This window comes from Roseivirga sp. AWQ4_251 (assembly GCF_056158225.1).
Genome location: NZ_JBSWSW010000001.1, coordinates 1,787,687 through 1,813,582, shown reverse-complemented (window position 1 = coordinate 1,813,582; position 25,896 = coordinate 1,787,687). Strand labels below are relative to the sequence as shown.

The 25,896-nt window shown below is 39.9% G+C and carries 28 protein-coding genes; 12 read left to right on the top strand and 16 right to left on the bottom strand.

Annotation, left to right across the window (positions count from 1 at the left end; all coding sequences use genetic code 11):
* Together ACXACJ_RS07980 and ACXACJ_RS07975 are read right to left on the bottom strand one after the other, a co-directional pair.
* Positions 1-1,104 (bottom strand): DegT/DnrJ/EryC1/StrS family aminotransferase, encoded by a 1,104-nt coding sequence (locus tag ACXACJ_RS07980; RefSeq protein WP_475133825.1) that lies wholly within the window; start codon positions 1,102-1,104, stop codon positions 1-3.
* Between the two features lie 164 nt (positions 1,105-1,268).
* Positions 1,269-1,943: a sulfotransferase gene (locus ACXACJ_RS07975; RefSeq protein WP_475133824.1), complete on the bottom strand. Its 675-nt coding sequence runs from the start codon at positions 1,941-1,943 to the stop codon at positions 1,269-1,271.
* A gap of 49 nt (positions 1,944-1,992) precedes the next feature.
* On the opposite strand from ACXACJ_RS07975, the gene ACXACJ_RS07970 reads away from it, so the two are divergent.
* Entirely contained in the window at positions 1,993-2,745 is a 753-nt protein-coding gene (locus ACXACJ_RS07970) for a YciI family protein (RefSeq protein ID WP_475133823.1), read from the top strand.
* A 6-nt stretch (positions 2,746-2,751) separates the two neighbouring features.
* Here ACXACJ_RS07970 and ACXACJ_RS07965 read toward each other — a convergent pair whose 3' ends face one another.
* The 4 genes from ACXACJ_RS07965 to ACXACJ_RS07950 are packed head-to-tail and all read right to left on the bottom strand — an operon-like array spanning position 2,752 to position 4,125.
* Positions 2,752-3,075, bottom strand: coding sequence for a type II toxin-antitoxin system PemK/MazF family toxin (locus tag ACXACJ_RS07965; RefSeq protein WP_475133822.1), 324 nt, complete (start codon positions 3,073-3,075; stop codon positions 2,752-2,754).
* The gene (locus ACXACJ_RS07960) at positions 3,072-3,314 is read right to left on the bottom strand and encodes an AbrB/MazE/SpoVT family DNA-binding domain-containing protein (RefSeq protein ID WP_475133821.1); all 243 of its coding nucleotides are present in this window, start codon (positions 3,312-3,314) and stop codon (positions 3,072-3,074) included. Before ACXACJ_RS07960 ends, ACXACJ_RS07965 begins: the two co-directional genes overlap by 4 nt.
* A 32-nt stretch (positions 3,315-3,346) precedes the next feature.
* On the bottom strand, positions 3,347-3,553 hold the full coding sequence (locus ACXACJ_RS07955) for a hypothetical protein (protein ID WP_475133820.1): 207 nt from the start codon (positions 3,551-3,553) through the stop codon (positions 3,347-3,349).
* A gap of 56 nt (positions 3,554-3,609) precedes the next feature.
* On the bottom strand, positions 3,610-4,125 hold the full coding sequence (locus tag ACXACJ_RS07950) for a hypothetical protein (protein ID WP_475133819.1): 516 nt from the start codon (positions 4,123-4,125) through the stop codon (positions 3,610-3,612).
* Positions 4,126-4,734: 609 nt separating this feature from the next.
* Between ACXACJ_RS07950 and ACXACJ_RS07945 the strand changes: the two genes are divergently transcribed.
* From ACXACJ_RS07945 to ACXACJ_RS07900, 10 genes are all read left to right on the top strand, one after another.
* Complete coding sequence (locus ACXACJ_RS07945; protein WP_475133818.1) at positions 4,735-5,625, top strand: branched-chain amino acid transaminase; 891 nt, start codon at positions 4,735-4,737, stop codon at positions 5,623-5,625.
* Positions 5,625-7,298, top strand: a complete 1,674-nt coding sequence (gene ilvD, locus ACXACJ_RS07940) for a dihydroxy-acid dehydratase (protein ID WP_475133817.1) — start codon at positions 5,625-5,627, stop codon at positions 7,296-7,298. The genes ACXACJ_RS07945 and ilvD overlap by 1 nt, the downstream gene beginning before the upstream one ends.
* A 1-nt stretch (position 7,299) precedes the next feature.
* Positions 7,300-9,027 carry a biosynthetic-type acetolactate synthase large subunit gene (ilvB, locus tag ACXACJ_RS07935; protein ID WP_475133816.1) on the top strand — a complete coding sequence of 576 codons (1,728 nt, stop codon included), beginning with the start codon at positions 7,300-7,302 and terminating at the stop codon, positions 9,025-9,027.
* Position 9,028: 1 nt separating this feature from the next.
* Positions 9,029-9,535, top strand: a complete 507-nt coding sequence (ilvN, locus tag ACXACJ_RS07930) for an acetolactate synthase small subunit (protein ID WP_475133815.1) — start codon at positions 9,029-9,031, stop codon at positions 9,533-9,535.
* Between the two features lie 51 nt (positions 9,536-9,586).
* On the top strand, positions 9,587-10,660 hold the full coding sequence (ilvC, locus tag ACXACJ_RS07925) for a ketol-acid reductoisomerase (RefSeq protein ID WP_475133814.1): 1,074 nt from the start codon (positions 9,587-9,589) through the stop codon (positions 10,658-10,660).
* A 114-nt stretch (positions 10,661-10,774) separates the two neighbouring features.
* Positions 10,775-12,046 (top strand): threonine ammonia-lyase, encoded by a 1,272-nt coding sequence (gene ilvA, locus ACXACJ_RS07920; protein ID WP_475133813.1) that lies wholly within the window; start codon positions 10,775-10,777, stop codon positions 12,044-12,046.
* Between the two features lie 138 nt (positions 12,047-12,184).
* A complete protein-coding gene (thrA, locus tag ACXACJ_RS07915) occupies positions 12,185-14,617 on the top strand; it encodes a bifunctional aspartate kinase/homoserine dehydrogenase I (RefSeq protein WP_475133812.1) in 2,433 nt (810 codons plus the stop codon).
* Between the two features lie 72 nt (positions 14,618-14,689).
* Positions 14,690-15,613 (top strand): homoserine kinase, encoded by a 924-nt coding sequence (locus ACXACJ_RS07910; RefSeq protein WP_475133811.1) that lies wholly within the window; start codon positions 14,690-14,692, stop codon positions 15,611-15,613.
* Positions 15,614-15,653: 40 nt separating this feature from the next.
* The gene (locus tag ACXACJ_RS07905; RefSeq protein ID WP_475133810.1) at positions 15,654-16,208 is read left to right on the top strand and encodes a PALP domain-containing protein; all 555 of its coding nucleotides are present in this window, start codon (positions 15,654-15,656) and stop codon (positions 16,206-16,208) included.
* Positions 16,147-16,944: a pyridoxal-phosphate dependent enzyme gene (locus ACXACJ_RS07900; RefSeq protein ID WP_475133809.1), complete on the top strand. Its 798-nt coding sequence runs from the start codon at positions 16,147-16,149 to the stop codon at positions 16,942-16,944. Before ACXACJ_RS07905 ends, ACXACJ_RS07900 begins: the two co-directional genes overlap by 62 nt.
* On the opposite strand, the gene ACXACJ_RS07895 is transcribed toward ACXACJ_RS07900, so the two are convergent.
* From ACXACJ_RS07895 to hppD, 5 genes are all read right to left on the bottom strand, one after another.
* On the bottom strand, positions 16,941-17,267 hold the full coding sequence (locus tag ACXACJ_RS07895) for a hypothetical protein (RefSeq protein ID WP_475133808.1): 327 nt from the start codon (positions 17,265-17,267) through the stop codon (positions 16,941-16,943). The genes ACXACJ_RS07900 and ACXACJ_RS07895 overlap by 4 nt on opposite strands.
* A gap of 251 nt (positions 17,268-17,518) precedes the next feature.
* Positions 17,519-18,532, bottom strand: coding sequence for a UDP-N-acetylmuramate dehydrogenase (gene murB, locus ACXACJ_RS07890; protein ID WP_475135077.1), 1,014 nt, complete (start codon positions 18,530-18,532; stop codon positions 17,519-17,521).
* On the bottom strand, positions 18,532-18,987 hold the full coding sequence (locus ACXACJ_RS07885) for a DinB family protein (protein ID WP_475133807.1): 456 nt from the start codon (positions 18,985-18,987) through the stop codon (positions 18,532-18,534). The genes murB and ACXACJ_RS07885 overlap by 1 nt, the downstream gene beginning before the upstream one ends.
* Complete coding sequence (locus ACXACJ_RS07880) at positions 18,984-20,699, bottom strand: phospho-sugar mutase (protein ID WP_475133806.1); 1,716 nt, start codon at positions 20,697-20,699, stop codon at positions 18,984-18,986. The genes ACXACJ_RS07885 and ACXACJ_RS07880 overlap by 4 nt, the downstream gene beginning before the upstream one ends.
* A 77-nt stretch (positions 20,700-20,776) precedes the next feature.
* Positions 20,777-21,871 (bottom strand): 4-hydroxyphenylpyruvate dioxygenase, encoded by a 1,095-nt coding sequence (hppD, locus tag ACXACJ_RS07875; protein WP_475133804.1) that lies wholly within the window; start codon positions 21,869-21,871, stop codon positions 20,777-20,779.
* Between the two features lie 164 nt (positions 21,872-22,035).
* Here hppD and ACXACJ_RS07870 point away from each other — a divergent pair, with 164 nt between their 5' ends.
* Positions 22,036-22,458, top strand: coding sequence for a hypothetical protein (locus ACXACJ_RS07870; protein WP_475133803.1), 423 nt, complete (start codon positions 22,036-22,038; stop codon positions 22,456-22,458).
* Between the two features lie 193 nt (positions 22,459-22,651).
* On the opposite strand, the gene ACXACJ_RS07865 is transcribed toward ACXACJ_RS07870, so the two are convergent.
* The 5 genes from ACXACJ_RS07865 to ACXACJ_RS07845 all read right to left on the bottom strand — a co-directional run bounded on the left by ACXACJ_RS07865 (position 22,652) and on the right by ACXACJ_RS07845 (position 25,871).
* On the bottom strand, positions 22,652-22,987 hold the full coding sequence (locus ACXACJ_RS07865) for a hypothetical protein (RefSeq protein WP_475133802.1): 336 nt from the start codon (positions 22,985-22,987) through the stop codon (positions 22,652-22,654).
* Positions 22,988-23,255: 268 nt separating this feature from the next.
* Positions 23,256-23,549, bottom strand: coding sequence for a hypothetical protein (locus tag ACXACJ_RS07860; protein ID WP_475133801.1), 294 nt, complete (start codon positions 23,547-23,549; stop codon positions 23,256-23,258).
* 95 nt (positions 23,550-23,644) lie between these two features.
* Positions 23,645-24,289 carry a hypothetical protein gene (locus ACXACJ_RS07855; RefSeq protein ID WP_475133800.1) on the bottom strand — a complete coding sequence of 215 codons (645 nt, stop codon included), beginning with the start codon at positions 24,287-24,289 and terminating at the stop codon, positions 23,645-23,647.
* Between the two features lie 141 nt (positions 24,290-24,430).
* On the bottom strand, positions 24,431-24,862 hold the full coding sequence (locus tag ACXACJ_RS07850; protein ID WP_475133799.1) for a hypothetical protein: 432 nt from the start codon (positions 24,860-24,862) through the stop codon (positions 24,431-24,433).
* Positions 24,863-25,082: 220 nt separating this feature from the next.
* Positions 25,083-25,871 carry a hypothetical protein gene (locus tag ACXACJ_RS07845; protein ID WP_475133797.1) on the bottom strand — a complete coding sequence of 263 codons (789 nt, stop codon included), beginning with the start codon at positions 25,869-25,871 and terminating at the stop codon, positions 25,083-25,085.
* Between the last annotated feature and the right edge of the window lie 25 nt (positions 25,872-25,896).

Below are 25,896 nucleotides of genomic sequence, written 5' to 3'. Positions count from 1 at the left end.
TTAAGCTTGAACTTGAGCTCGATTTAGTTCACATACATTGTTAACCACTGATGATATTTGTTCAACCGAATCGAGTTGCAAATCAGCAAATAATGGTAAGCAGAGAATTCTTTTAGAAATGGACTCTGAAATAGGCATCACTTGCCCCTTTAGGTACTCAACTGTATTTAGAGAAGGGTAGAAGTAGCGCCTAGGGAAAATTCCTAATGCATTTAAGTCACTTATGGTGTTTAATAGATCTTCTTCTTGATCAAATATTATAGGGTAGTAACTGTAGTTCCATTCTGTATTTTCTCGGATTTTGATTTCGCAGATCGTCTCAAAGTTTAGGCATCTTCGATAATGTTCTACAGCCCGCTTTCTCCCTGATTTTATATGATCAAATTCACCCAAAACTGAAAGCCCCATCGCAGCATGTAACTCACTCATTTTGGCGTTGATGCCTAAACCATGAAAATCATATTGTCCACTATGTCCAAAATTCCCGAGCTGTTTTGATTTTTCGAAAATCTCAGGCGATTGACAGATTAAAGCTCCTCCTTCGCCAGTATGAAATAGTTTGGTAGCATGGAAACTACAAGTGCTGATATCGCCATAGTTAAATATAGATTGGCCTTTGTATTTCACATCAAAAGAATGCGCGGCATCATAAATTACTTTGAGGTTGTGTTTCAAAGCTATGTATTCAATTGCCTCAACATTACAGGGGTTCCCAAAGACATGAGTGGCCAAAATTGCCGTGGTTCTTGGTGTAATAGCTGATTCTATTTTAGATTCATCTATGCTTAGGTATTCTGGATGAATATCTACAAAAACTGGCTTTAATTGCTCCCAAACAATAGCAGCAGATGTGGCAATATAACTAAAGGGTGTGGTGATAATCTCTCCCTCAAGAGCCAAAGCTTTAATCGCAATTTGAATCGGAATGGTCCCATTAGATGTAAGCATTAATTGCTCTACTTTTAAAAAATCAGAAAGTCGATCTTTTAAAAGTATAGATAAGGCACCATGATTCGTTAACCATCCATTTTGCCAAATTTGCTTCACATAATTATTGTAAACCTCTTCTGATGGGAAAAAGGTTTTGGTAACATTAATGATCATATATTCTTATTCAACCTCATAAAAATGAAAAAATCGCATTGATTCTGATATACGATGATTGGATAGACTATTGGATGGGTGATCAAAAATAGACAAAAGCTTTTTAAAAACACAGAAGCAAATATCACTTAATGAAAACAAAATCCTGACTTGTTGGTTGCGGTTTAGGTTTTGTTTTCCCAAGGAATCTCAGTCAGGGTAAAGGGTAAGCTTAAGAACTCGGTAATGAGCTGAGGAGCATCTTTCTGAGACAAGTTTATTACAAGCAATCTTTCTGGGGTTTCTTTAAAATAGGAGATAACTTCTTTATTGTGTCGATTATAGTCACTCACAAGAATTTCTTTATTGTAAATATCATCGTCAGAAACATTGTGAAGATGTTTATATGTTTTCCAAATCCACCCTTTGCCATTATAATCTGCATCCATCAAAACTTCTTTGGTTGGTAATTGTCCATTACCAAAAAATTTTGTGTGAAAGTTGATTAACGAGTTGTACCATATATCACCAGAATCTCTTACCGTTAGAATGAATTTGGCATTGGGAAAGCTTTCCGCCAAAACCTTGTAAGTGTTTGGCCAACTAAAAGGCACATCTTGAAAAGCTTCTCCACCGTACTTTGCGAACTTGATTATTTTATTGAAATCACCGCGAGCCCAATACTCCATTAGGCTTTCTCCGATTGATTGTGAACCCACCTTATAGCCAGCCATTTTAAAGATTTGCTCCATACTTGTAGTACCCGTTTTATTTCTACCAATGCAAAAAATCTTTTGGCTATTTTTATATTCATTTGATAGATATATCCGCTTTAAGGAAGCCTTTAGGTCGCGTATCATTTGAGCACTTTTTAAAAAAATGTTCACAAAATTAATAAGTTAAACTCTCATGAAAACATGGTTTAAAGAAATCTTATTGGAGAATGATAGAGAAAGCTATTTTGTGAGGAAATCCTTCCTGTGTCTAGCCCTATTCCTTTTATGTTCGGTAACATTCGCCCAATATGGCAATGGTCGATACACTTTTGTATTCTTGAATACCAATCCGGATAGGGCAGATCTTCCACAAGCTCAAGTAGATTCGTTGCAAGCTGGCCATATGGCGAACATCAACAGACTGGTGAAAGAGCAAAAGATGATAGCGGCAGGGCCGTTTTATACTGGAGGCGGCATTTTTATTTTCGATACGGACTTGGAAGCAACCCAGGCCGTTTTGGATTCCGATCCTGCCATTGCTGCTGGAAGATTCATTTTGGAAGTTTTCCCAGCAGATGTCATCACAAATAATAAAGGCAATAGAGAATTATGTACACTTTGGCATTTGAATGAAGCCGATGTTGAAATGACTTCCTATTATTTCGTTCACTATAAAACGGACGCAACCAATGAAGATGTAGTCGCTGCTAAAACGAATCGATTTACTGAAGACTTGATTAGCAAAGTGAAGAAAAATAGACCGCCTGATTTTATTGTTGGTGCGCTTAACTTTAATGACAATCAAGGTCAGGTTATCATATACAAAAGTGACAAAGAAGGAGGTCTTGAATCTGAATTTGCCCAACACGACTTGGTAAAAAAAGGATTAATGACCTTTGAACATAAGCGGATCTATTTTCCAAAGGGTGTTTTTTGCGAGAAGTAGAAGGTATTAGTCGACAAATATTTCCTTTATCACAGCCTTTACTTCTGTGATTTCAGTTGAATTGATCTTACCAAGATTTCGGATAATCCTCGCTTTATCGATGGTTCTTATTTGATCAAGAACCACCCAACTATCTTGGTTATTAAGGTAGATTTGAACTCGCGTAGGGTAAGGCTTACTCGTAGAAGTCAATGGAGCAATGGTGACTGTTCTAAGATTGTAGTTGATTTCGTTGGGAGAAATAAGCAAGCAGGGTCTCGTCTTTTTAATTTCGCTGCCTACTGTGGGGGCTAAGTTTACCAGTAATATTTCATATTGGTTAATAATCATTGCTCTTCAAAATTTTCATCTTCGAAGACATCATCAATTAGCAATTGATCATCTCCTGCTTCATGCATTTGCTGAAAAGCTTCATGCCAACCAGCTCTCACCTTTTTGATCGGCTTGATAATTAAAACGTCATCTTCCATCAATAACTCTACTTTATCTTCAATTTGATATTTTTCTAAAACGGTTTTAGAAAGTCTGATACCTTTTGAATTGCCTATTTTAATAATCGGGAGTTCCATATTCGAATATACGAAATGTAATTACAATGTGTTTACATAATCTCAGGAAATTCAACTTCCTCAAGATTCAAACCGTAGGAGTTCTGAGAAGGTTTGGATAAATAATATTTCAAATTTGGATATCTTTTAAAAGTCCGTTTTACCACATTTTCAATGAATCCAGACTCGCTTTTCATACCGAAGATTATACCAACCAATGCTTGATTTGGTATAGTTATTTTTCCTGAATATTCTTTCATAAGCCTTAATTCCTGCTCAACATTCCAGTTTTGTGCCTTTGTATAAAAAAGATGATCTAATATGGTTTGATCTTTTCAAGTTTGAATTTCTTTACTTCAAAATGGTCTACATATCTGACTTGCTTCAAATCCTTAAAGAAATGCGGGGCCTTAGATATATCATACCTTAGGCATAAACCCTTATGAAAATTAGAATAGTGAGACCACATGAGAATGTTAGCGGGATTGACAGTGAAACAGGCTATACCTATTGAGTTTATTATGCGAGAAAAACTTCCATCAATAACTTCCTTAATTTCATTTCCAGTTAGCCTTGCTTCCCTTTCTCTTACCCGCCTTTCCTTTCGATTTAAGCTTTTAAAACGATTTGATATAATTCGTTTATTTATGTCCCTGATATGCTCACTAGACATATCAAAATCAAGAAGTTTTAGATAACAATCGAATGGATCGTTAAGCTGTGTTCTATTAGGGAAATACACATAGGAATTTTCTAATTCATCTAAGGTGAAAGAACTATTATTTCTATACCTGAATAAATATGGTGGATTATGAAAATTATCATCTTTCATAATGAGTGAGTTTGAAGTCTTAATATTCTTATAATTTCTCAAAATTCCCTTTGACCCCAAAAATAAACTTCCTTCCTTTGAAGCAATGAAAATGATCAACACCATTATCACAACCATTATTACTGTCGTGAAAACATGACGGGAGGCTGTGCTATATGTGAAAAATATTAGAAAAGGCCTTCCCGAAACGGAAGGCTTTTTTATTGCGTCATCCTGAACTCGTTTCAGGATCTATGAATTAAAGTCACTTAAATAAGTCCAGGGGACGAATTGTTTAGAAATGAAACTAAATAACAACACCATTACAGTAGTCATTATTACCGGCCCATCGGGGTGAGGGAGCGACTTCTGTATGCATAAATGAAGGCCTTTCTCACTCCGTGGGAAGGGCCTTTTTTGTTGTATCGTTATCCGGAAACTTGGTTCAGGATCTATTCAAGTAAAACAGTAAAAGCGCTAATGTTTAAGTCTTAAAACTGTAATTGAATATTTGTAAATAATTGATTTTTAATCGTTTAAAAAAATAAAACTCGGTTTTAAAAATTGTAGCAAATGTAAAATCTCCCTGTTAAGGGCCATAAGGAAAGTATAAGTTTAAATATCTGAAATATGTATTACGGACAAGAAACCATAGTTTTTTTAGATGGAAAATGGCTAAAAGCCAGCGAAGCAAACGCCAGTTTGTACAGCCAAAGTATGCACTACGGTAGCGGTGTCTTTGAAGGCATCCGCTCTTATGATTGCGATGGAGTTACCGGTGTTTTCAAAGCCGAAGAGCATTACGAAAGGTTACTGCTTTCGGCTGAAAAAATGCACATGCCTTTTAACTATTCAGTCGAACAACTCACCGAAATTACTTACGAATTGCTTGAGAAGAACGGGCTTAAGGATGCTTATATCCGGCCGTTAATTTTTCTTGGGGAAAACATGACCCTCAGCACAGTTGAAGATTCTCATCTTTTTATGTGCGCTTGGGAATGGGGTAAATACTTGGGTGATAAGCAGCTGAATGTAATGGTTTCTTCCTATGAGAGACCAAATCCGCGCGCTGTACCGGTAGAAGCCAAAGTAACTGGTCATTACACCAATTCCATTTTGGCAACTACCGAAGCCAAAAGCAAAGGCTTTGACGAAGCTTTACTGCTAGATGAAAATGGTTCTGTTGCTGAAGCTAGCGGAGCTAACTTTTTCTTCGAAAAAGATAAAGTGCTTTACACGCCACCATTGGGCAATATTCTACCTGGAATTACACGCGCCACAGCGATTGACATTGCCAAAGACTTGGGCTATGAAGTTGTAGAAGCTTATTTCCCTCCAGACAAGGTTCTGGGTGCCGATGGCGCATTCTTTACAGGAACAGCAGCGGAAATTGCGGGTATTAACCAATTAAATGGTGTGTCTTTCAAACTTCCTTGGGAATACACAATCGGATTTCAGATTTCAAAAGAGTATCAAAAAATCATTCATAAACTTTCTGAAAAGAGACTACAAACCGCATAATGGAACTGAATAAATACAGCAAACGACTTACACAAGACGAAACCCAACCGGCTTCGCAGGCCATGCTTTACGGCATTGGCTTAACGGAAGAAGACCTGAAAAAGGCTCAGGTTGGGGTGGTAAGTACGGGCTACGAGGGAAATACCTGTAACATGCACCTTAATGGCTTGGCCGAAAAGGTAAAAGCTAGTGTATGGAAAAACGATTTGGTTGGCTTGATTTATCATACCATTGGTGTCAGCGATGGCATTGCCAATGGTACCGAAGGCATGCGCTATTCATTGGTAAGTCGCGAAATCATTGCCGATTCCATCGAAGCTGTGGCGGGTGCTCATTATTACGATGGCCTTGTAACTGTCGTGGGCTGCGATAAAAACATGCCGGGCGCACTAATTGCCATGGCGCGCTTGAATCGCCCATCGATTATGCTGTATGGAGGAACCATTGCTTCGGGTTGCTACAAAAACAAAAAACTGAATATCGTTTCTTCTTTCGAAGCCTTGGGGCAGAAGTTTGCGGGTGATATTTCGGAAGAAGATTATAAAGGGGTTATCAAAAATAGCTGCCCAGGAGCAGGGGCTTGCGGTGGAATGTACACCGCGAACACTATGTCTTCTGCTATTGAGGCCTTGGGGATGGCTTTGCCATATGGGGCTTCCAATCCAGCTTTAAGCGCAGATAAGCAGCAAGAGTGCGATAATATCGGGGCTGCTATCCGAAATCTCTTGGAAAGGGACATTAAGCCAAGCGATATTCTGAGTAAGAAATCATTTGAAAATGCCATCCGATTGGTAATCGTTTTGGGTGGTTCAACAAATGCTGTAATGCACTTAATCGCGATTGCTCATAGTTGCGACATCGATCTTACCCTTCAGGATTTTCAAAAATTCTCTGACGAAACTCCTTTGCTAGGCGATTTGAAACCCAGCGGAAAATACATGATGGAAGACCTTTTTGAGGTAGGTGGAATTCCAGCAGTAATGAAGTTTATGTTGGAAAATAACATGCTCCATGGCGACTGTTTAACCGTTACTGGCAAAACCGTTGCTGAAAACCTGGCCGAAGTTCCTGCTTTGAAAGAAGGGCAAGATGTAATTCGTCCGTTAGAAAACCCAATCAAATCTCAAGGCCATTTGCAAATGCTTTTCGGGAATTTGGCCGAAGAAGGAGCTGTAGCGAAAATCACAGGGCACGAGGGTGAAAGATTTGAAGGCAAGGCCATTGTTTTCGACAATGAATATGAAGTAATCGGTGGAGTGAGAGAAGGCCGCGTAAAGCCTGGCCATGTGGTGGTGATTCGATATGAAGGCCCGAAAGGCGGACCAGGGATGCCGGAAATGCTAAAACCTACTTCGGCTATTTTCGGAGCTGGTTTGGGTAGTTCCGTAGCTTTGATCACAGATGGTCGTTTTTCAGGCGGAAGCCACGGATTTGTAGTGGGCCATGTGACTCCCGAAGCCCAAGTAGGAGGCACCATTGCCATTGTAAAGGATGGAGACCCTATCACAATTGATGCAGTGAACAATACCATTTCACTGGATATTCCCGAAGAAGAAATTGCAGAAAGAAAAGCCCTTTGGAAAGCTCCTGAGCTTAAAGTAACCAAAGGAGCATTGTATAAATATGCCAAAACGGTGGCTTCGGCTTCCCAAGGCTGTGTAACCGATTTATAATATGTATTTAGAAGCTACACTTACCCAACCTGTTAAGGAAAAACTTAAAACCACTGGCGCTGATGCAGTGATAAGATCTTTGGTTGCAGAAGATGTCGATTTAATTTTCGGTTATCCTGGTGGCGCAATTATGCCGGTTTATGATGCTCTTTTTCATTATCAAGATCAAGTGCATCATGTGCTTTCAAGACACGAACAAGGAGCTATTCATGCTGCTCAGGGCTACGCGCGCGCTACGGGAAAAGTAGGGGTGGTAATGGCAACTTCTGGCCCTGGCGCCACAAACCTTATCACCGGAATTGCCGATGCCATGATTGATTCTACACCTTTGGTTTGTATAACAGGCCAAGTGGGATCAAGTTTGTTGGGCACAGATGCTTTTCAAGAAACAGACATCATCAGTATTTCTATGCCTGCTACCAAATGGAACTATCAGGTAACAAAGGCTGAAGATTTACCAGCAGCTCTGGCGCGTGCCTTCTATATTGCAAGGTCTGGCCGTCCTGGACCCGTTTTGATTGATATTACAAAGGATGCACAGTTTCAAGAACTCGATTTTGAATACAGAAAGTGTGAAGAAATCAGAAGTTACAAACCTGTTCCTGCTATTGACGAAAATCAAATTGAAAAAGCAGCTGCGCTAATCAACTCGGCTAAAAGACCTTTTGTTCTTTTTGGCCAAGGTATCATTTTGGGCAATGCTGAAGAGGAATTCAAAGCCTTTATTGAAAAAACAGGCATTCCTTCAGCTTGGACTTTGCTAGGACTTTCCGCACTTCCAACCGACCATCCTTTGAATGTGGGAATGCTGGGCATGCATGGCAACTACGGTCCAAACAAACTCACCAATGAATGCGATGTGCTCATTTCCATCGGTATGCGCTTTGACGATCGGGTAACTGGCGATCTAAACACTTATGCCAAGCAAGCCAAAATCATCCATTTGGATATTGATCCTGCGGAAATTAATAAAAATGTAAAGGTAGATGTACCAGTGTTGGGTGATTGTAAGGATACGCTTTCAATGCTTACGGCTAAAGTGAAAGTGAATTCGCACCCAGAATGGCTTTCTCGATTCAGAGCGTTTGATAAAATCGAAAAGGAAAAAGTAATAGATGCGGAATTGGCTCCTGAAGACGGTCCCATTACCATGGGCGAAGTGATTAATCAGGTCAACAAGTTGACGAATGGTGATGCCATTTTGGTTACCGATGTAGGACAGCATCAGATGATTGCTTGCCGCTATTCGCACTTTAAAAAGACAAAAAGCAATGTGACTTCTGGCGGATTAGGTACCATGGGATTTTGCTTGCCAGCCGCTTTGGGGGCAAAATTAGGCGCGCCTGAAAGAGAAGTGATTGCTGTGATTGGCGATGGCGGTTTCCAAATGACCATTCAAGAGTTAGGAACCATTTTCCAAACCAAAGCTGCAGTGAAAATCCTGATTCTCAACAACTCATTTTTGGGCATGGTGCGTCAATGGCAACAGCTTTTCTTCGATAAAAGGTATTCTTCTACCGAAATGGAAAACCCTGATTTTGTGACCATCGCTAAAGGTTATGGCATTAAGGGTAAGTCAATTACAGATCGGGAATATCTAGCAGATGCTGTCAAAGAAATGATTGAACATGATGGCAGCTACTTGCTTGAAGTGCATGTGGGCAAGGAAGACAATGTTTTCCCGATGGTGCCTACAGGAGCTTGTGTGTCAGATATAAGATTAGAATAAAATGGAACAAGCATATACCATATCAATATTTTCAGAAAATAGCGTGGGGCTGTTGAATCGGATTACCTCCATTTTCACGAGGAGACATTTGAATATCGACAGCATCAATAGTTCTGAATCGGAGATGCCAGGCATTTACCGTTTCACGATTGTTGCGCATACCACACACGATCAAATTCAGAAGTTGGTGTTACAAATCGAAAAGCAGGTGGAAGTATTGAAGGCTGTTTTTCATGTAGACGAAGACACTGTTTTTCAGGAAATCGCCCTTTATAAGGTTTCTACTAACACAGTGGCTGAAGGCAATTTGGTAGAGAAACTCATTCGGGATAACAATGCCAGAATTCTTTCCATGGAACAGGATTTTATGATCATTGAAAAAACGGGACATAAAGAAGAAACCCAAGAACTACTCGAATTCCTGAGGCCTTATGGCGTGTTGGAATTTGTCAGGTCGGGAAGGGTTTCGGTAATCAAACCTATGAATGAGTTAGAAGAATTGAAATAACCCGTCAGATCGTACGGAAAAGAAATAATTAAATCACTAAAACTAAATAAAATGGCTTTAATCAATTTTGGAGGCGTTGAAGAAAACGTAGTAACCAGAGACGAATTCCCATTAGAAAAAGCACAGGATGTGCTTAAAGACGAAACCATCGCTATTATTGGCTATGGCGTTCAAGGACCAGGACAATCACTTAATCTTAAAGATAATGGCATCAATGTTATTGTAGGGCAAAGACAACCGTCTAAGTCTTGGGACAGAGCCGTTGAAGATGGTTGGGAGCCAGGCGTTAACCTTTTCTCTATTGAAGAGGCGTTGGAAAAAGGAACTATCATCTGCTATTTGCTTTCAGATGCTGCTCAAATTCAGCTTTGGCCAACCGTTAAAGAACATTTGACAGCTGGCAAAATGCTCTATTTCTCTCACGGTTTTGGTGTGGCTTATTCTGACAAAACGGGCATCGTTCCTCCAGCCGATGTAGATGTGGCACTTGTGGCTCCTAAAGGTTCTGGAACTAGTTTGAGAAGACTTTTTGTAGAAGGAAAAGGCTTGAACTCGTCTTTCGCAGTGCACCAAGATGCTACAGGCAAAGCTAGAGATAGAATCCTTGCTTTAGGAATTGGTGTAGGTTCAGGATACCTTTTCGAAACCACATTCATTAAAGAAGTTACTTCTGACCTTACCGGTGAAAGAGGAACTTTGATGGGCGCTATTCAAGGTTTATTCCAAGCGCAATACGAAGTTTTGAGAGCCAACGGACACTCACCTTCAGAAGCATTTAACGAAACAGTGGAAGAAGCAACTCAATCGCTTTATCCTTTGATTGCAGAAAATGGAATGGACTGGATGTATGCCAACTGTTCTACTACAGCCCAGCGCGGTGCCTTGGACTGGAAAGATCCTTTCTACGAAGCAACCAAGCCTGTTTTCGAGAAACTTTATGCTTCAGTTAAAGCGGGAGTAGAAGCTCAAAAATCAATCGATTCAAACTCTCAGGCTGATTACAGAGAAAAGCTTCAGGTAGAATTGGACGAGCTTAAAAACTCAGAGATGTGGCAAGCAGGAAAGGCGGTTCGCGCACTTCGCCCTGAAAATGCCCCAGCTGTTGAGAAGGAAGAGCTAGTTTAGTTTCTGAACTCATAAAATAATTGAACGTCACCCTGAACTTGCTTCAGGGTCTCGTTTTTTTAGCCCTTAGGGTATTTAACCCAAAGCATTGTAACGAAACGATTAAATACAAACATGGAATCAATGCAAACCACAACACATTACATTCCGCAACTGGCAGATATTGAAAAGGCTCAAGAGAGACTTCAAGGAGTTGTTCAAAAAACGCCATTGATGCCGAACCTTTCCTTTTCGGAGAAATACGAAGCGAATATTCAGTTCAAGCGCGAAGACTTACAAGTAGTTAGATCTTATAAAATTCGTGGAGCTTATAACCGAATCAGCCAGTTAAGCGACATTCAAAAAGCGAATGGTGTAGTGTGTGCCAGTGCGGGAAACCATGCGCAAGGAGTGGCTTATTCTTGTCGTTTATTAGAAGTGAATGCAACGATTTTCATGCCTTCTCCAACTCCAAAACAAAAGGTTGATCAGGTCAAATTCTTTGGAAAGAACTGGGTGGACGTGGTTTTGATCGGGGATACCTTTGATGATGCCTATCATCTGGCGATGGAATTCTGTGAGAAGCAAAAAGCAACATTCATCCATCCGTTTGATGATGAAGCTGTTATTGAAGGTCAAGGTACGGTTGGCTTGGAAATTCTTGCCGATGCTGAAGAGCCTATCGATTATTTATTTCTGCCAGTGGGTGGCGGTGGACTTTCCGCTGGTGTTTCTACGGTTTTCAAAAAGTTAAGTCCTAAGACTAAAATCATAGGAGTGGAGCCAGCAGGCGCTCCAGCCATGCTAAAATCCATTGAGGCTGGCGAGAATGTGGTTTTAGAAAGCATCGATAAGTTTGTGGATGGCGCTGCAGTTCAAGGGGTTGGGCAAAAGACTTTTCAGATTTGCCGTCAGTCTTTGGATCAGGTAATCACGGTTCCAGAAGGATTGGTTTGCACCATTATGCTCGAACTCTATAATCGAGAGGCTATTGTGGTTGAGCCAGCAGGAGCGTTGAGCGTTTCAGCCTTGGAGTTGTTCAAAGATGAAATCAAAGAAAAAAACGTGGTTTGTGTGCTTTCTGGAAGTAATAATGATATTTCAAGGACTGAGGAAATCCGTGAGCGATCATTACTTTATGAAGGCTTGAAACACTATTTCATCGTTCGCTTTCCGCAAAGGGCAGGAGCTTTAAGGGATTTCTTGGTAGAAGTGCTCGGGCCAAATGACGACATTGTTCACTTTGAGTATTCAAAGAAAACCGCTCGTGAAAAAGGGCCTGCTTTGATCGGCATTGAGCATTTGAGCAAGGACGATTTTGAGCCGCTTTGGGAGAAAATGAAAACGCGCAATTATCAGGTAGAATATCTCAATGAAAAGCCCAATCTCTTCGGGTTTATCCTCTAATTTTGAACATCAGCCTGTCTCGATTATTTGGGATTGTTTCAGTGGCAGATCCCTTTTCAAAAGACCTTGAAACAAGTTCAAGGTGACGATGAGAAAGAGTTGTAAATAGTTAATTAAATATCATAAATCAGCGAAGCCATGAAGGTTTTGAAATTTGGTGGAACATCCGTAGGAAGTGTAGAAGCAATGAAGAAGGTTGCTGAAATACTTAAAAATGAATCAGTTAATGAACAGTTGGTTGTGGTGGTTTCTGCCATGAGCGGAGTCACGAACACCCTGATTTCAATTTCGGAGAAAGCCGCCAAACGAGACGCTGGATATGAAGCTGATTTACTCGCGCTCGAAGAAAAACATTGTTCCGCTTATCAAGAATTGACTGGTAAATTTACTTGTGAAGAAATCGCGAAACTTTTCGTTCGGTTGACAGAGATTTGTCGTGGAGTGTATTTGCTTCGCGAATTGACACCTCGCACCAGCGATTATGTCCAGTCTTGTGGAGAAAGGCTTTCCAGTTTCATCATCAGCGAGTTTTTGAAGAAAGAAGGCCTTCAAGCAGAATTGTATGACAGTCGCCAATATTTGGTGACGGACAAGAAGTTTGGCGGTGCAAATGTACTTTGGCAGTCCACCAAATCTGCTCTAAATGAACTGAAACCTCAGCTGTCGCCAATCAGTATTTTTCCCGGTTTCATCGCTTCTACCAGCGACAATGAAACGTCTACTTTAGGTCGCGGTGGTTCGGATTACACGGCTGCTGTTCTGGCCAACGTTTTTGGCGGCACAGAACTTCAAATTTGGACGGATGTAAACGGCCTCATGACTGCCGATCCGAGATTGGTTCCTTCTGCACATTTACTTCAGCATGTTTCGTATGAAGAAGCCTTGGAACTGTCGCATTTTGGTGCAAAGGTGCTTTATCCGCCAAGTATTCAACCTGCATTGGATGCTGAAATTCCGATTTGGGTAAAGAATACCTTCGATGCTTCTGGCCCAGCAACTTTGGTTACCAAAGAATGGGATGATGAAAAACAGGCCATTTGTGGTATTTCCAGCATTCAAGATATCGCTTTGGTGAACCTTAGCGGAGCTAGTATGGTGGGAATTCCGAGTTTCTCTTTCAGACTTTTTAAAGCCTTGAGCGAAGCTGGAATTAATGTGATTATGATTACGCAGGCTTCATCGGAGCACTCCATTTGCGTGGGTATTTCAAAAGCTGATGCGGCCAATGCTGCTGAGGCAATCAATTCGGAATTTGAATCAGAGATTTCCATGAAGAAAATTGACGAAGCCGTAATTGAAGAGGACTTGAGCGTGATTGCTTTGGTGGGTTCACATATGAAAAATCAAGTGGGCATTTCAGGTAAAATGTTCAATACTTTAGGCCGAAATGGTATCAGTGTAAAAGCAATTGCCCAAGGTTCTTCCGAAAGAAATATAACCGCAATTATTGCCAAATCAGATTTGAAAAAAGCTCTAAATACGCTTCATGAAAGCTTTTTCCTTTCAGAATTGAAAAAGGTCAACCTTTTTGTGGTAGGCGTTGGAAATGTTGGAAAGGCCTTTTTGAGTCAGGTAAAGCGCCAACAAGCCATGCTGGCCAAGGAATTCAGAGTTGATATTCAAGTGGTTGCTGTAGCGAATTCGAAGAAATCATATTTCGAAGAAGAGGGTATTGATTTAACACATTGGGAAGAACTACTGCAAAATGGAAATCCTTCTACCATAGAAGCTTTTATTGCCCAAATGGAGGAGCTGAATTTACGGAATAGTGTGTTCATAGACATTACGGCTTCTAAATCCATTTCTGAAGTATATCAGCAGTTGCTGGAATTGAGCATTTCTGTGGTGACTCCGAACAAGATTGCGGCTACGAGAGAAATGTCGAAATACTTATCGCTGAAATACGCGACCAAGAAATATGGCAGCCAGTTCCTGTTTGAAACCAATGTAGCCGCTGGGCTTCCTGTGATTTCTACCATGAACGATCTTTTTAAATCGGGAGATAGAATTCATGCAATCCAGGCGGTTTTAAGCGGAACCCTCAACTATCTTTTCAATAATTATGATGGCACCAAACCCTTTTCAAGCATTGTAAAAGACGCCAAAGCTCTAGGACTCACTGAACCTGATCCACGTTTGGATTTATCGGGTGAAGATGTGATGCGCAAGCTCTTGATTCTGATTCGAGAAAGTGGAAGAAAATGGGAAATGGATCAAATTGAGCTGGTTTCTTTCTTACCAGAAGCGTGTGAAAATGCATCGGATTTGGATTCGTTTTATCAGTTGCTAGATGAAAATGAAGATCATTTTAAAGCCATTTATGATGATGCAAAATCTGAAGATGCACAGTTGAGAGTAGTCGCCAGTTTCAAAGATGGAATTGCTAAAGTTGGGCTTGAGAAGGTTCAGAAAAGCCATCCATTCTATTTTCTAGAAGGGAAAGACAACATCGTGTTGTTCTACACCGATCGCTATGAAGAGCAGCCATTGGTGGTGAAGGGAGCAGGAGCAGGAGCTGAGGTTACTGCTTCAGGTATTTTTGCAGATGTATTACGAATTGCTAATCAGTAAATTGGTCAATGGTCATTTGTCAGTAGTGTTTTTCAAATGACCAATTGCCAATGACTAATGTCTAATCCACTAATGACTAAATCAATAACCATTTTCGCTCCAGCTTCGGTATCAAATGTAGGTCCGGGTTTCGATATTCTTGGCTTTGCTTTAGAAGGTATGGGCGATGTTATCACGCTTTCCAAACGAGAAGATCAGGAATATGTGATCGAAGCGATAGGTGCTGACTTACCATTGAACCCTGAGAAGAATGTGGCGACAGTAGCCCTTAGGTCATTTTGTGATGACATTGGCTACAAAGGCGGCTTCACCATTCGAATCGAAAAGAATTTTACGCCAGGAAGCGGTTTGGGTTCTTCAGCTTCGAGTGCGGTCGGAGCCGTTTATGCGGCCAATGCCTTGCTCGAATCGGATTACTCCAAAGAAGAATTGATCAGCTTTGCCTTGGACGGAGAAATGTTGGCTTCGGGAAACCGACATGCCGACAATGTTGCGCCATGTATGTTGGGAGGTTTTGTTGCCGTGAAATCTTGTGATCCATTTGACGGCTTTCAAGTGGCTTATCCAAAGGATTTAAAGGTGCTGATTGTTTTTCCCGATGTGGTGATTAAAACTGCTGACGCACGAAACATTCTACCAAAGGAACTTTCGATGTCAACAGCCATTCAACAAGCCGCAAATATGGCCGGACTAATCAATGGTTTGACAACTTCGAATTACCCGTTAATCACCAATTCACTTCACGATGTGCTTGCCCAGCCTTTTAGAAAAACGCTAATTCCGAATTATGATGAAGTTGAAACGCTTTGTAAAAAGAGAGATTCTATTGGCTTCAATATTTCGGGTTCAGGGCCTAGTATGTTTGCATTTTTCAAAACCGACCAAGATTTAACTGAGTTGAAAAACTCGATTCAGAAGCTTTATGCTGCTCAACAAATCAATTGCAGATTTCATGAATCGGGCGTAAATGGGAGAGGAGTTGAAGTTATTAGCTAAGAATTTTGGATAGAGACTTGAATTGAAACACTGACATCAAATGCATTATTATTCAACCAATAGATCTTCTTCTAAAGCAAGTTTCAAAGAAGCGGTTTTAAACAGTTTGCCAGCCGATAAAGGTTTGTACTTTCCTGAAAGTATTCCTCTGTTGGGTAAGCAAACCATTGAGGAATTGAAAGGCGCGAGTTTGCCTGCGATTGGTTTCGAAATGATGAAGCAGTTTGTGCAACCTGACATTTCTGAAACTCAACTTAAAGACATTTTGGAAGATGCCTTGAGTTTCGAAATTCCATTGGTTCAGGTTGAAGAAAATATCTTCAGTTTAGAGTTGTTTCATGGCCCAACTTATGCCTTTAAAGATGTTGGAGCTAGATTTTTGGCGCGATGCTTGGGCGAATTTGCTAAATCTGAAAAACGCGAAACCACGATTCTGGTGGCTACTTCTGGTGATACAGGGGGAGCTGTGGCGAACGGATTTTATGGTGTAGAGGGAGTGAGGGTGATCATTCTTTATCCATCAGGGAAAGTGAGTGATTTGCAGAGAAAAGCAGCTCACCACCTTAGGCAGAAATATTACTGCTTTAGAAGTTGATGGTGATTTTGATGATTGTCAGGCTTTAGTGAAGCAAGCCTTTCTGGATCAAGACCTTAATGCAAAACTCAACTTGACTTCAGCCAATTCTATCAACATTGCGCGTTGGATGCCACAGTCGATTTATTATGCAAGCATGGCCTTGCAAATGCAGGATTCGGAAGAAGCGCTTATCGCAGTTCCATCGGGGAATTATGGCAATGTAACCGCTGGAATGTTGGCTAAAAAAATGGGTTTTCCCTTGGGTAAATTTCTGGTTTGCTCCAATTCCAATGACATTGTGCCTCGCTATTTGCAAAGTTCAGCATACGAAATTCAACCAACTGTTCCCACTTACGCGAATGCCATGGATGTTAGTAATCCCAGTAACTTTCCGAGAATGCAGGAGCTTTATGATCATTCCTTTGAAACACTGACACAAGATGTTTCTGGCTTCACTTTAAACGATCAGCAAATTCTCGAGACCATTCAAGAGTGCCATGCTAAAATAGGTTATTTACTCGATCCTCACGGAGCAATTGGCTATGCGGGGCTTAAAGAAAAGCTGAAACCTCAGCAGAATGGTGTGTTTTTGGAAACCGCGCATTCCATCAAATTCTCACCTGTAATGGAAAAGGCTTTAGACCAAAAAGTAGAAATGCCTGATTTTGCTCACGAATTGATGAGCCAAACCAAGCATTCCATTATGATGAATTCAGATTTTGAGCGGTTTAAGAATTTCCTGTCGACCTATTAGTGGCTAGCCTGCATTTGATATTCAAGGTCAGCGCCATCGCAAGCTCCCCAGTTATTGTAAAGCCTGTTTTCCTTATAATTAGTAATGAGCTCTTCTATATCCGTAGGACTACAATTCACATTGATATTTTCCCCCGTCTCATAGGTGAGAAGGTACACCGTTTTTCCGTCTTTATTTTCGATAGTATAAGTGCCCGAAGCTTCTAAATATTCAACGTCTGTGGTTCTTTTTTTATCAAATTGGCCGCTGGCATGAAAAACATAATATTCCTGCCACGACATTTTGGAACCAGTAAGCCCATCTCCCGACCAACTAGATGTCATTTTTACAAGTTTCCATACTTGAGGAAATTCGTTGAAATTCAGATCGTTCTTGGAACAGCTGACGAGGCAAAGGCTAATGAATATGACAATAGAAAAAACTGGCTTTAATTTCATGAGTGAGTGTTAATGTTCGTCTCTTTGACACAGACCCGAAAAGAAGCGTTGTAATGTTTTGTTGAAAAATAGTCTTTTTAGCTGAAGTTTAAGCCCTCAACTGATTTTATTAAAACCATTTGAAGGCATAACACTCCTCAAATCATATTCACTTCGGGAGTCAATTCCACTCCGAATTTAGCAGCTACAGAGTCTTTGATTTCGAAAGCTAAGTTTTTAAGGTCTTCACCTTTTCCATTTCCATAGTTGACGAGAACCAAAGGTTGGTTTTTATGAACTCCAATTTCTCCAAACGTTTTCCCTTTCCAACCGGCCTGTTCTATCAGCCAAGCCGCAGGGATTTTTACTTTCTCTCCAGGTTGTTTATAGCCAGGAATTGATGGGAATTCTGCTTTTAAACCTTCGAAATCCAACGCGTCAACCGTTGGGTTTTTAAAGAAACTTCCTGAGTTTCCAATTTCCTTTGGATCGGGTAATTTACTTTGCCTAATACTGATTACAGCATCGCTTATGCTTTTGATAGAGAGTTCTTTAACTCCCATTTCATTAAGTGTTTGCTGAATGGCTCCGTAAGAAGTGTTGAAGACAGGTTCTTTACTTAATTTGAAGACCACAGAAGTAATAATAAACTGACCCTTGAGTGTGGTTTTAAAAACACTTTCTCTATAACCAAAGTCGCATTCTTCTGCTGTGAACTCTTTGTACTTTCCAGTTTCGATTTCTACAGCTTCCAACGAATGGAAAACGTCTTTAATTTCTACGCCATAAGCCCCAATGTTTTGCATAGGAGCAGCCCCAACAGTGCCTGGAATCAAAGATAGATTTTCAACGCCAGCCCAATTATGATCAATGCAATGCATGACAAACTGATGCCAGTTTTCTCCTGCCATGGCTTTGACATAAACATGATTATCGTCTTCTTTAATCACTTCAATGCCCTTCAATTCGTTTTTGAGCACCAAACCCTCAAAATCTTTGGTAAGAAGAATATTACTTCCTCCTCCCAAAATCAAGAGTTCTTGATTTGGTTCTCTCAACTGAAGGGCCTCAAGTAAGCCTTCAATGCTTTGAAAAGTGATAAAATGGCTGGCCAAGGCCTGAATGCCAAATGTGTTGAATGGTTTTAACGAAACGTTCTGTTCTACTTTGATCATTGATCGAGCAGCCTTCTATGGTAATTAATTTGGCCTAAATGATAGTTTAAATGGCCTTGTAAGTGAATTAAGAAAAATACAGTGCTCATATCTTTATCGCCAAATACGCGGATAGGATATGGGTAATTGAGAGATGATTCGGGTAATCTCTGAAGCGTTTCTGTAACTGATTTTTTGGTGGTTTTTACCAATTCCAATAGTTCAGAGCGGCTGATGCCCTTTCCTGAAAATTCAAAATCACGGTTTCTTTCATAACCTGTTTTACCCAAAACAGCGCCTATAAAATGTTGCAAGTTGCCGCAAAGGTGAAGCGCTAAATTGCCTGCTGAATTGGTTATGGCGCCTTGTACTAACCATAATTTGTCTTCAGAAGAATAGGATTCAATTTCGGTTGAAAGTCTATCGAGGTCGCGATCGATAAGTTCTGAAATGGAAAGGGCAGTTATACTCATAGATTTAAATCGGCTTTAATGTTTTCAATTCTGGTTTCAAGCTCGGCTTTAGTGTTTTCAAAATCATCGGTCGAAGCCAAGCTCTTATTAACACTAATGTAAAATTTGATTTTTGGTTCCGTTCCCGAAGGTCTGGCCGATATTTTTGTACCATCTTCTAACACGAATTGTAATACATTTGACTTTGGAAGCTTAATTTCCGAAGTCGCGCCTGTATTCAAGTCTTTGCTTTCTGAGTTTTGATAATCGTAAGACTTCACCACTTTGCTACCCGCAATAGTTGCAGGAGGGTTTTGTCTCAAGTCGATCATCATTTGCTTAATTTCTTCAGCGCCCTTCATTCCTTTTCGGGTCATTGAAGTCAACGATTCCAAATAGAAGCCGTATTCCTGATAAATCTGCTTAAGCAAGTCGAAAACACTTAAGCCCTGATCTTTAGCCCAAGCACACATTTCGGCCAGCATAGCGCAAGAAGCAATGGCGTCTTTATCGCGAACAAAATCGCTGATCATATAACCGTAGCTTTCCTCACCGCCACCGATAAAGGTTTTCTTACCTTCCAATTCTCTAATAAGAGCAGCAATAAATTTGAAACCAGTCAACGTTTCTGGGCAATCAACCTCAAAACTCTCTGCTATTTGGGCAAGCAAATCCGTAGTTACAATGGTTTTCACAATCATCTGATTGCCATCCAGCTTTCCGTTTTCCTTCCATTTTTTCAATAAGAAGTAGATCAACAAAGTAGCAGCTTGGTTTCCATTCAGCAGTTCGAATTCGCCATGAGCGTTTTTAGCAGCGATTCCTACACGGTCAGCATCTGGGTCGGTTGCCATGATCAAATCAGCATCCAATTCCTTAGCTTTATTGAGTGCCAAAGTCATGGCTTCTTTCTCTTCTGGGTTTGGGTAAACCACCGTTGGGAAATCACCATTAGGTTCAGCTTGTTCTTCTACTACAAAAACATTTTCGAAACCCTTTCTTTTCAGAATTTCAGGCACTAAGGTAATTCCAGTACCATGAATAGGGGAGAATACGATTTTTAAATCCTTTTGACGATCAATAGCATCTTGAGCCAAAGTCAAGTTTTCAATTGCAGAAAGGTATTTTTCATCGATTTCAGCGCCAATGGCCGAAATTTTAGATTCGTCTTTATCGAACTTCACAGCTTCAACCCCAGAAATAGCCTGAACCTCAGCAATGATGTTTTTATCGTGAGGAGCAATTACTTGAGCACCATCGTCCCAATAAGCCTTATAGCCGTTATATTCTCTTGGGTTGTGTGAAGCTGTAAGTACCACACCACTTTTACAACCCAATTCGCGGATAGCGAAAGAAAGCTCAGGCGTTGGGCGTAAGGCTTCAAAAAGGTAAACATGAATACCATTGGCAGAAAATACAGCGGCAGTTGTTTCAGCAAAAAAACGGCTATTGTTGCGACTATCGTGAGCTATAGCCACTTTTATATCTTCGCCCGGGAAAGCCTTTAGTAAATAATTGGCCAAACCTTGGGTTGCCATGCCAACAGTGTACTTGTTCATGCGGTTTGAGCCTACACCCATAATTCCGCGAAGCCCACCAGTACCAAACTCTAAATCTTTGTAGAATGAATCGGCAAGATCGTCTGGAGAAAGTGCCTTAATAGCAGCTTTGCTTTCGTCATCTATGGCGCTGTTCAACCATAAATCTACTTTGGCTTGTATTTCTGTATTCATGCTTTGGTTGTATATTCTAATTGTAGGTTTTGAAATTCAGGTTCAAAGCCATAAAGCCTGAACCTGAAAGTTTAATTTTATAGATTTCCTCTTAATTCTTGTTCTCTTTCAATGGCTTCGAACAAGGCCTTGAAATTACCTTTTCCGAATGACTTGGCGCCCTTTCTTTGAATAATTTCGTAGAAAACAGTTGGTCTATCTTGTACTGGTTTGGTGAAAATCTGAAGCAAATAGCCTTCATCGTCTCTATCTACCAGAATGTTAAGGTCTTTTAAAGGCTGAAGATCTTCGTCAATTTCTCCTACACGTTCTAATAAATCATCGTAATAAGTAGTTGGCACGTTTAAGAATTCTACGCCTCTTCTACGCAATTCGCTTACGGTGTGGAGAATGTCATCGGTAGCAATAGCAATATGTTGCACGCCAGCACCTTCATAAAAATCGATGTATTCTTCAATCTGAGATTTCTTCTTTCCTTCAGCGGGTTCGTTAATAGGGAATTTGATGTAGCCATTTCCGTTGCTCACCACTTTGGACATTAAGGCTGAATATTCCGTAGAAATATCACTATCATCGAAAGTGATAAGCAGCTTAAAGCCCATTACATCTTCATAGAATTTTACCCACTTGTTCATTTCTCCCCAGCCTACATTGCCCACGCAATGGTCTACATATTTCAGGCCTATAGGAACAATAGGAATCAGGCTTTCCTTTTTGATATAACCCGGCAAAAATGGGCCGTTGTAATTCTTTCTTTCAACAAAGGTGTGGATGGTTTCTCCATAAGTTTGAATAGAAGCTACTTTCACTTCGCCAAATTCATCATGAAGGGTTTTAGGCGCTTCTACAGCTTCTGCACCTCGGCTGGTGGTTTCTTCAAATGATTTTGTGGCATCGTCTACCCAAAGTGCCAAAACTTTGACGCCATCGCCATGCTTTTTCACATGTTCGGCAATAGGGTGGTCTTCTCTTAAGGCAGAAGTCAAAACCAATCTGATTTTATCTTGCTTCAGCACATATGAGGCGCGGTCTCTTACACCGGTTTCTGGGCCAGCGTAAGCCACCAATTCATATCCGAAACAGGTTTGGTAATACATGGCCGACTGCTTGGCATTACCTACATAAAACTCCACATAGTCGGTGCCCAGCAAAGGCAAAAAGTCTTGTTCCATGGTGATTATTCTTTTCTAGTTTACTTATATAATTTCCACAGGTAAAGTTATGTTTTCTGCTAGCGATAAAAAATGAAAAAAGAACATGGCAAACGTTTTTTCGCAATGCCTTGGATGTTTTATGCGAACTTGCATTCTTTGTGCCACGCCCAGTGATAAAGATTATGAATGTAAACAAACTGAATGAGGATTTTGCGGCCATTGCGGATAAGATCAATGAGCTGGATGATATGGATTATAACGATGAGCGTTATGACGATGTAGAAGAGGAACTTCATGATATGGAAGATGCCTTGATGGAAGAATTTGGTACTGAATTGGAAGAAGCCATTGCTTTGGTACACGATGAGTTTTGCCCAGACAATGACGTTTTGATGCCAATTGCGTATTTCGCCAAAAACTACATCCGCTTGCAAAAAGATAGAGAAGGAAGATTTACGTACGATGTTGAGTATGGAGAAGGTGTTCCTGTAGAAGTGGACGATTTTCCAGATCAGGAAGTGCGTTTGGTGCTTGTGCCTGGCCCTACCCGCCTTTTGGTAACGGTAGGGGAGAGCGCTAAGCAAGAAGCTTGGAGAGCGAAATAATCTTCACCCAGAAATAAAGTTAAAAGGCCCCTTTTGGGGCTTTTTTGGTTTTTGGGTGGTGGGATTGTGGAGAGTGCTAAGTAGAAAGCAGATAAGTTTCCTCAGCGGCTGATTCATGGTGAAGTTTACTCCAAAGCTTGCAAAGAGGCAGTTGGCGCATTCGTGCTAGTGATTGTGGAGTGTAGTCTTTTATTTACCGAATTTCAGTTGGCTTTTGAGTGTTGAATTCTAGTTGCAAATATTTTTCAAACTTGGCTTTCGTTGGAGGTTCAATTGACAAGTTCATTCGATATTCAGCACCACCTTCAGCTACCCAAATAAGTTCGTTCCCTTCAACTTTGTCTGGGAAAATGATTTGACTCGTATAATATCCAAGGTATTCTTGGTTTTCAAAAATCAGCGTTCGGAAGATTCCTGTACAGCTAATCCCAACACCTGATGCTAAATGAATAATAGTAAAACTTGAATCAAGTGTTGTCCCGATCTCCTTAACCGTTTGTTCACAGATTCCTTCTTTCGTAAAAGTCACATCTGGTCAACTCTTTCTTAGAGGTTCTATTAATTCGGTTAGCAGCAGTTCGTTACCAATCAATTTTATCTCATGAGTTGAGCGGTCATAGTCAGATTGTTTGCTTTGTGCAGAGCAAAAAGTTGATAGGAAACAGAGAAATATTGCGATTCGCATGATTACACTCAGCACGTTTATATTCGGAATTTGCCGAAAATTTCTTCAATAACCTACTTTGGTAAAGGATATTGCTCTAGCATTTCATGAATTCATCATGTTTTCCGAGCACTCAATCTCCGAAGGCAATTAACCCAAATTCACTATTCATTGCCTTGTTAATGATTTCTTTGAGTTTAGTAACATCTGAATCTGAATCAATTTGATTTGCTTTAGATTCAATTTGTTTGACAAACTGATTTCCCCACCTAAAATCTGAGTAATAATCAAATCTTGGATCAATTATTCCCTTTCGTATCAAGCGATCAAATACAGCAGATTCTAAACCTCCTGCATAAACAAGTTTTTCCAAATCTGCTGGATTTGGTTTTCCCTCAGAATCTGATATTACATAAAAGTCAAGCATAACCTCCGAGCTAATGACAAATAGTTATTAAGTTAGAAATAGCATAGTCGTGACTTTAAATATAGGGTTTGAAGCAAAGATGTCGGTTAGCATTTTTATTCAATTGCAGCAGAAAATTTCGCACCGTTGGAGGAAAATTTAAGTGTTATTTTAGATTCACTTTCATCAATGTTCACAATAAAGCTATTGTCTCTAAAATTGAGATCGCTTTTCAAATCCAAAAAGTTGATTTTATGAATGGCCTTCTCAAATGGTAAATAGTGGTATTCTCTATATGTCTCAAAAGTATATCTAGTGTCGTCCAAGGTAGGAAAACCAAAGCTATATCTTCTTGTTTGATAGTTCTTGCCATTTGAATCTATGTTATATACTCTATCCGCTTCATAGTCCTGCGACACAACAGCAAACATTAGGATACCGATAGCACCTTGTAGAAAGCCAATAGTTAATATAATTGTCCCAATGACCCTTAAAACTTTGGAATAAAGGGATGTTGACTTATAGAGAAGAGCTGTTGTAGTACATAAAAATAAATACTCCAACGAGAAGACAAAATAGTCTGGATAGTCTCCTTTGATTGAAAAGCCTAGAAAAAATAAAACGTTATGAATTGTAAAGACTATAATGACCCATTTTATAGCCTTTTTACTTTTCTCAATTTCTAGATGCTTAGAAATTACACGACCTAGAATTGGAAATGCTAAGAATGTTAAAAGATATAGTATGTAAGTTAGGTTCATAAATTCCTACTAAAATTTAGCTCTTAGTCACGCTTGATAAATTTAAAACTTATGGCGCACTTTCCTCCCGAAACTTCGGGACTCCGTGAAAATATCCTGACAGATAAAACCCCATTCAATCATAGCATATGCTCTAGGGCGTTATTTTATCTTAACTATTGTTATTCTTAAAGGCTTGTGTTTGAGTTCAATATTAAGATCCTCATTTGTTTGTTCACCAATAAGAGTGTTTTTAACGCCATTCTGCTTGTATGTTACGGTTTTGAAAGGCATTCCAATAGTTGAAGGTGAAATTAGAACCTCATTGTTTGGATATAGTCTAAAAAAATAATTCAAAAAGTCTCTGATTTCTATATTCAGTTTTCTGCTAAAATAAGTAGAGATTGAGTTCAACTTGATTAGTTCGTCAGGAATCAAGCTATCTGCAACATGTAAAGACTCAAAAGTTATTGGTCGAGTTGTGTTCACTGAAAATTCTAGGGTATCACCAGTTCTATTTTCAACAATTAGAACGTTCGGTGGATCACAGGAAACGACTGCAATCAAGCTAAAGATCAGAAGAAGTCTATTCATTGAGTTTTCAATGCGCTACAACGGTTTGGCTATGCGCAGTGCGTGATTCAAAAGCGCTGGTTTTCAATCGAGCACGGACGATAGCCAAAGCTGTAGTTTAAGTTAATTTTCATTTTTGTATATGTCAAAGTGCAAAGTGCAGCTTTGGCTGGAGGTATATAGAGAAACTTCGGTATCACCATTATTAGCGTTGCTTATAGGTTTGTTGGTAGTAGTTAATCTATTCTAAATACTCTATTTTTCTTTTAAAGTGCCTGTTCTTGGTCTTTCTACGATTTTTCAACTTGTAAATAGTTACTGATGTCCAATTACCAAAGTCATCGTACTTCCATTTGTAAGAATATTCAGTAGTTGAAACGAGGTCGCCATATTCGTTGAATAAATCACCCTCTTTGGGAATAGCCATTCTTTTTGAGAAATCAATGATTGAGTTATCTGTTGAAAGTGTTTTGCCATTTCCATTTCTCACCTCAGTGGTTACTTGGTTTTGTTCATAATTATAGATTCCAATTTCTGTTCCAATCAAGCTTCCAGAGCCATCAAAAAGCTCCAGTTTTAAAGGGTGGCCATTTTGGTTATTGGTTAGGATTGCTTGTTGAGTAATTTCTCCATTTGAGTTATAATCGGTCATTTTGATGAGGAAATCATTTGAATCATACTTATAAATACTCATCTTAATACTGTAATTATTTGAATTCCAAATCTCAAACTTTCTTGACAAGATTCTTTTTCCTGTTTCGTCTAATTCTCGAGTCAGTCTTTGTTGAAGCTTTCCTTGTGCATCAAACCTTTCCTCTAGAGTTACCAGATAATTATTATTAACAGATTTATTTACTACTCTTTTTTCAACACCGTTAGAATTGAAAAACGTGTTTGTCTCAGTAATACTCGCAATGTGTTTGTCTTGCCTTACATCTTCTGGTCTATTCAAATGTAGAGCAGTATAAATATTCTGACCGAGAAGCAAGTTTGATGATGATAGAAACCATAATAATAGGAGTGTTTTCATAGCTCGGAGAGATTTATATTGTATT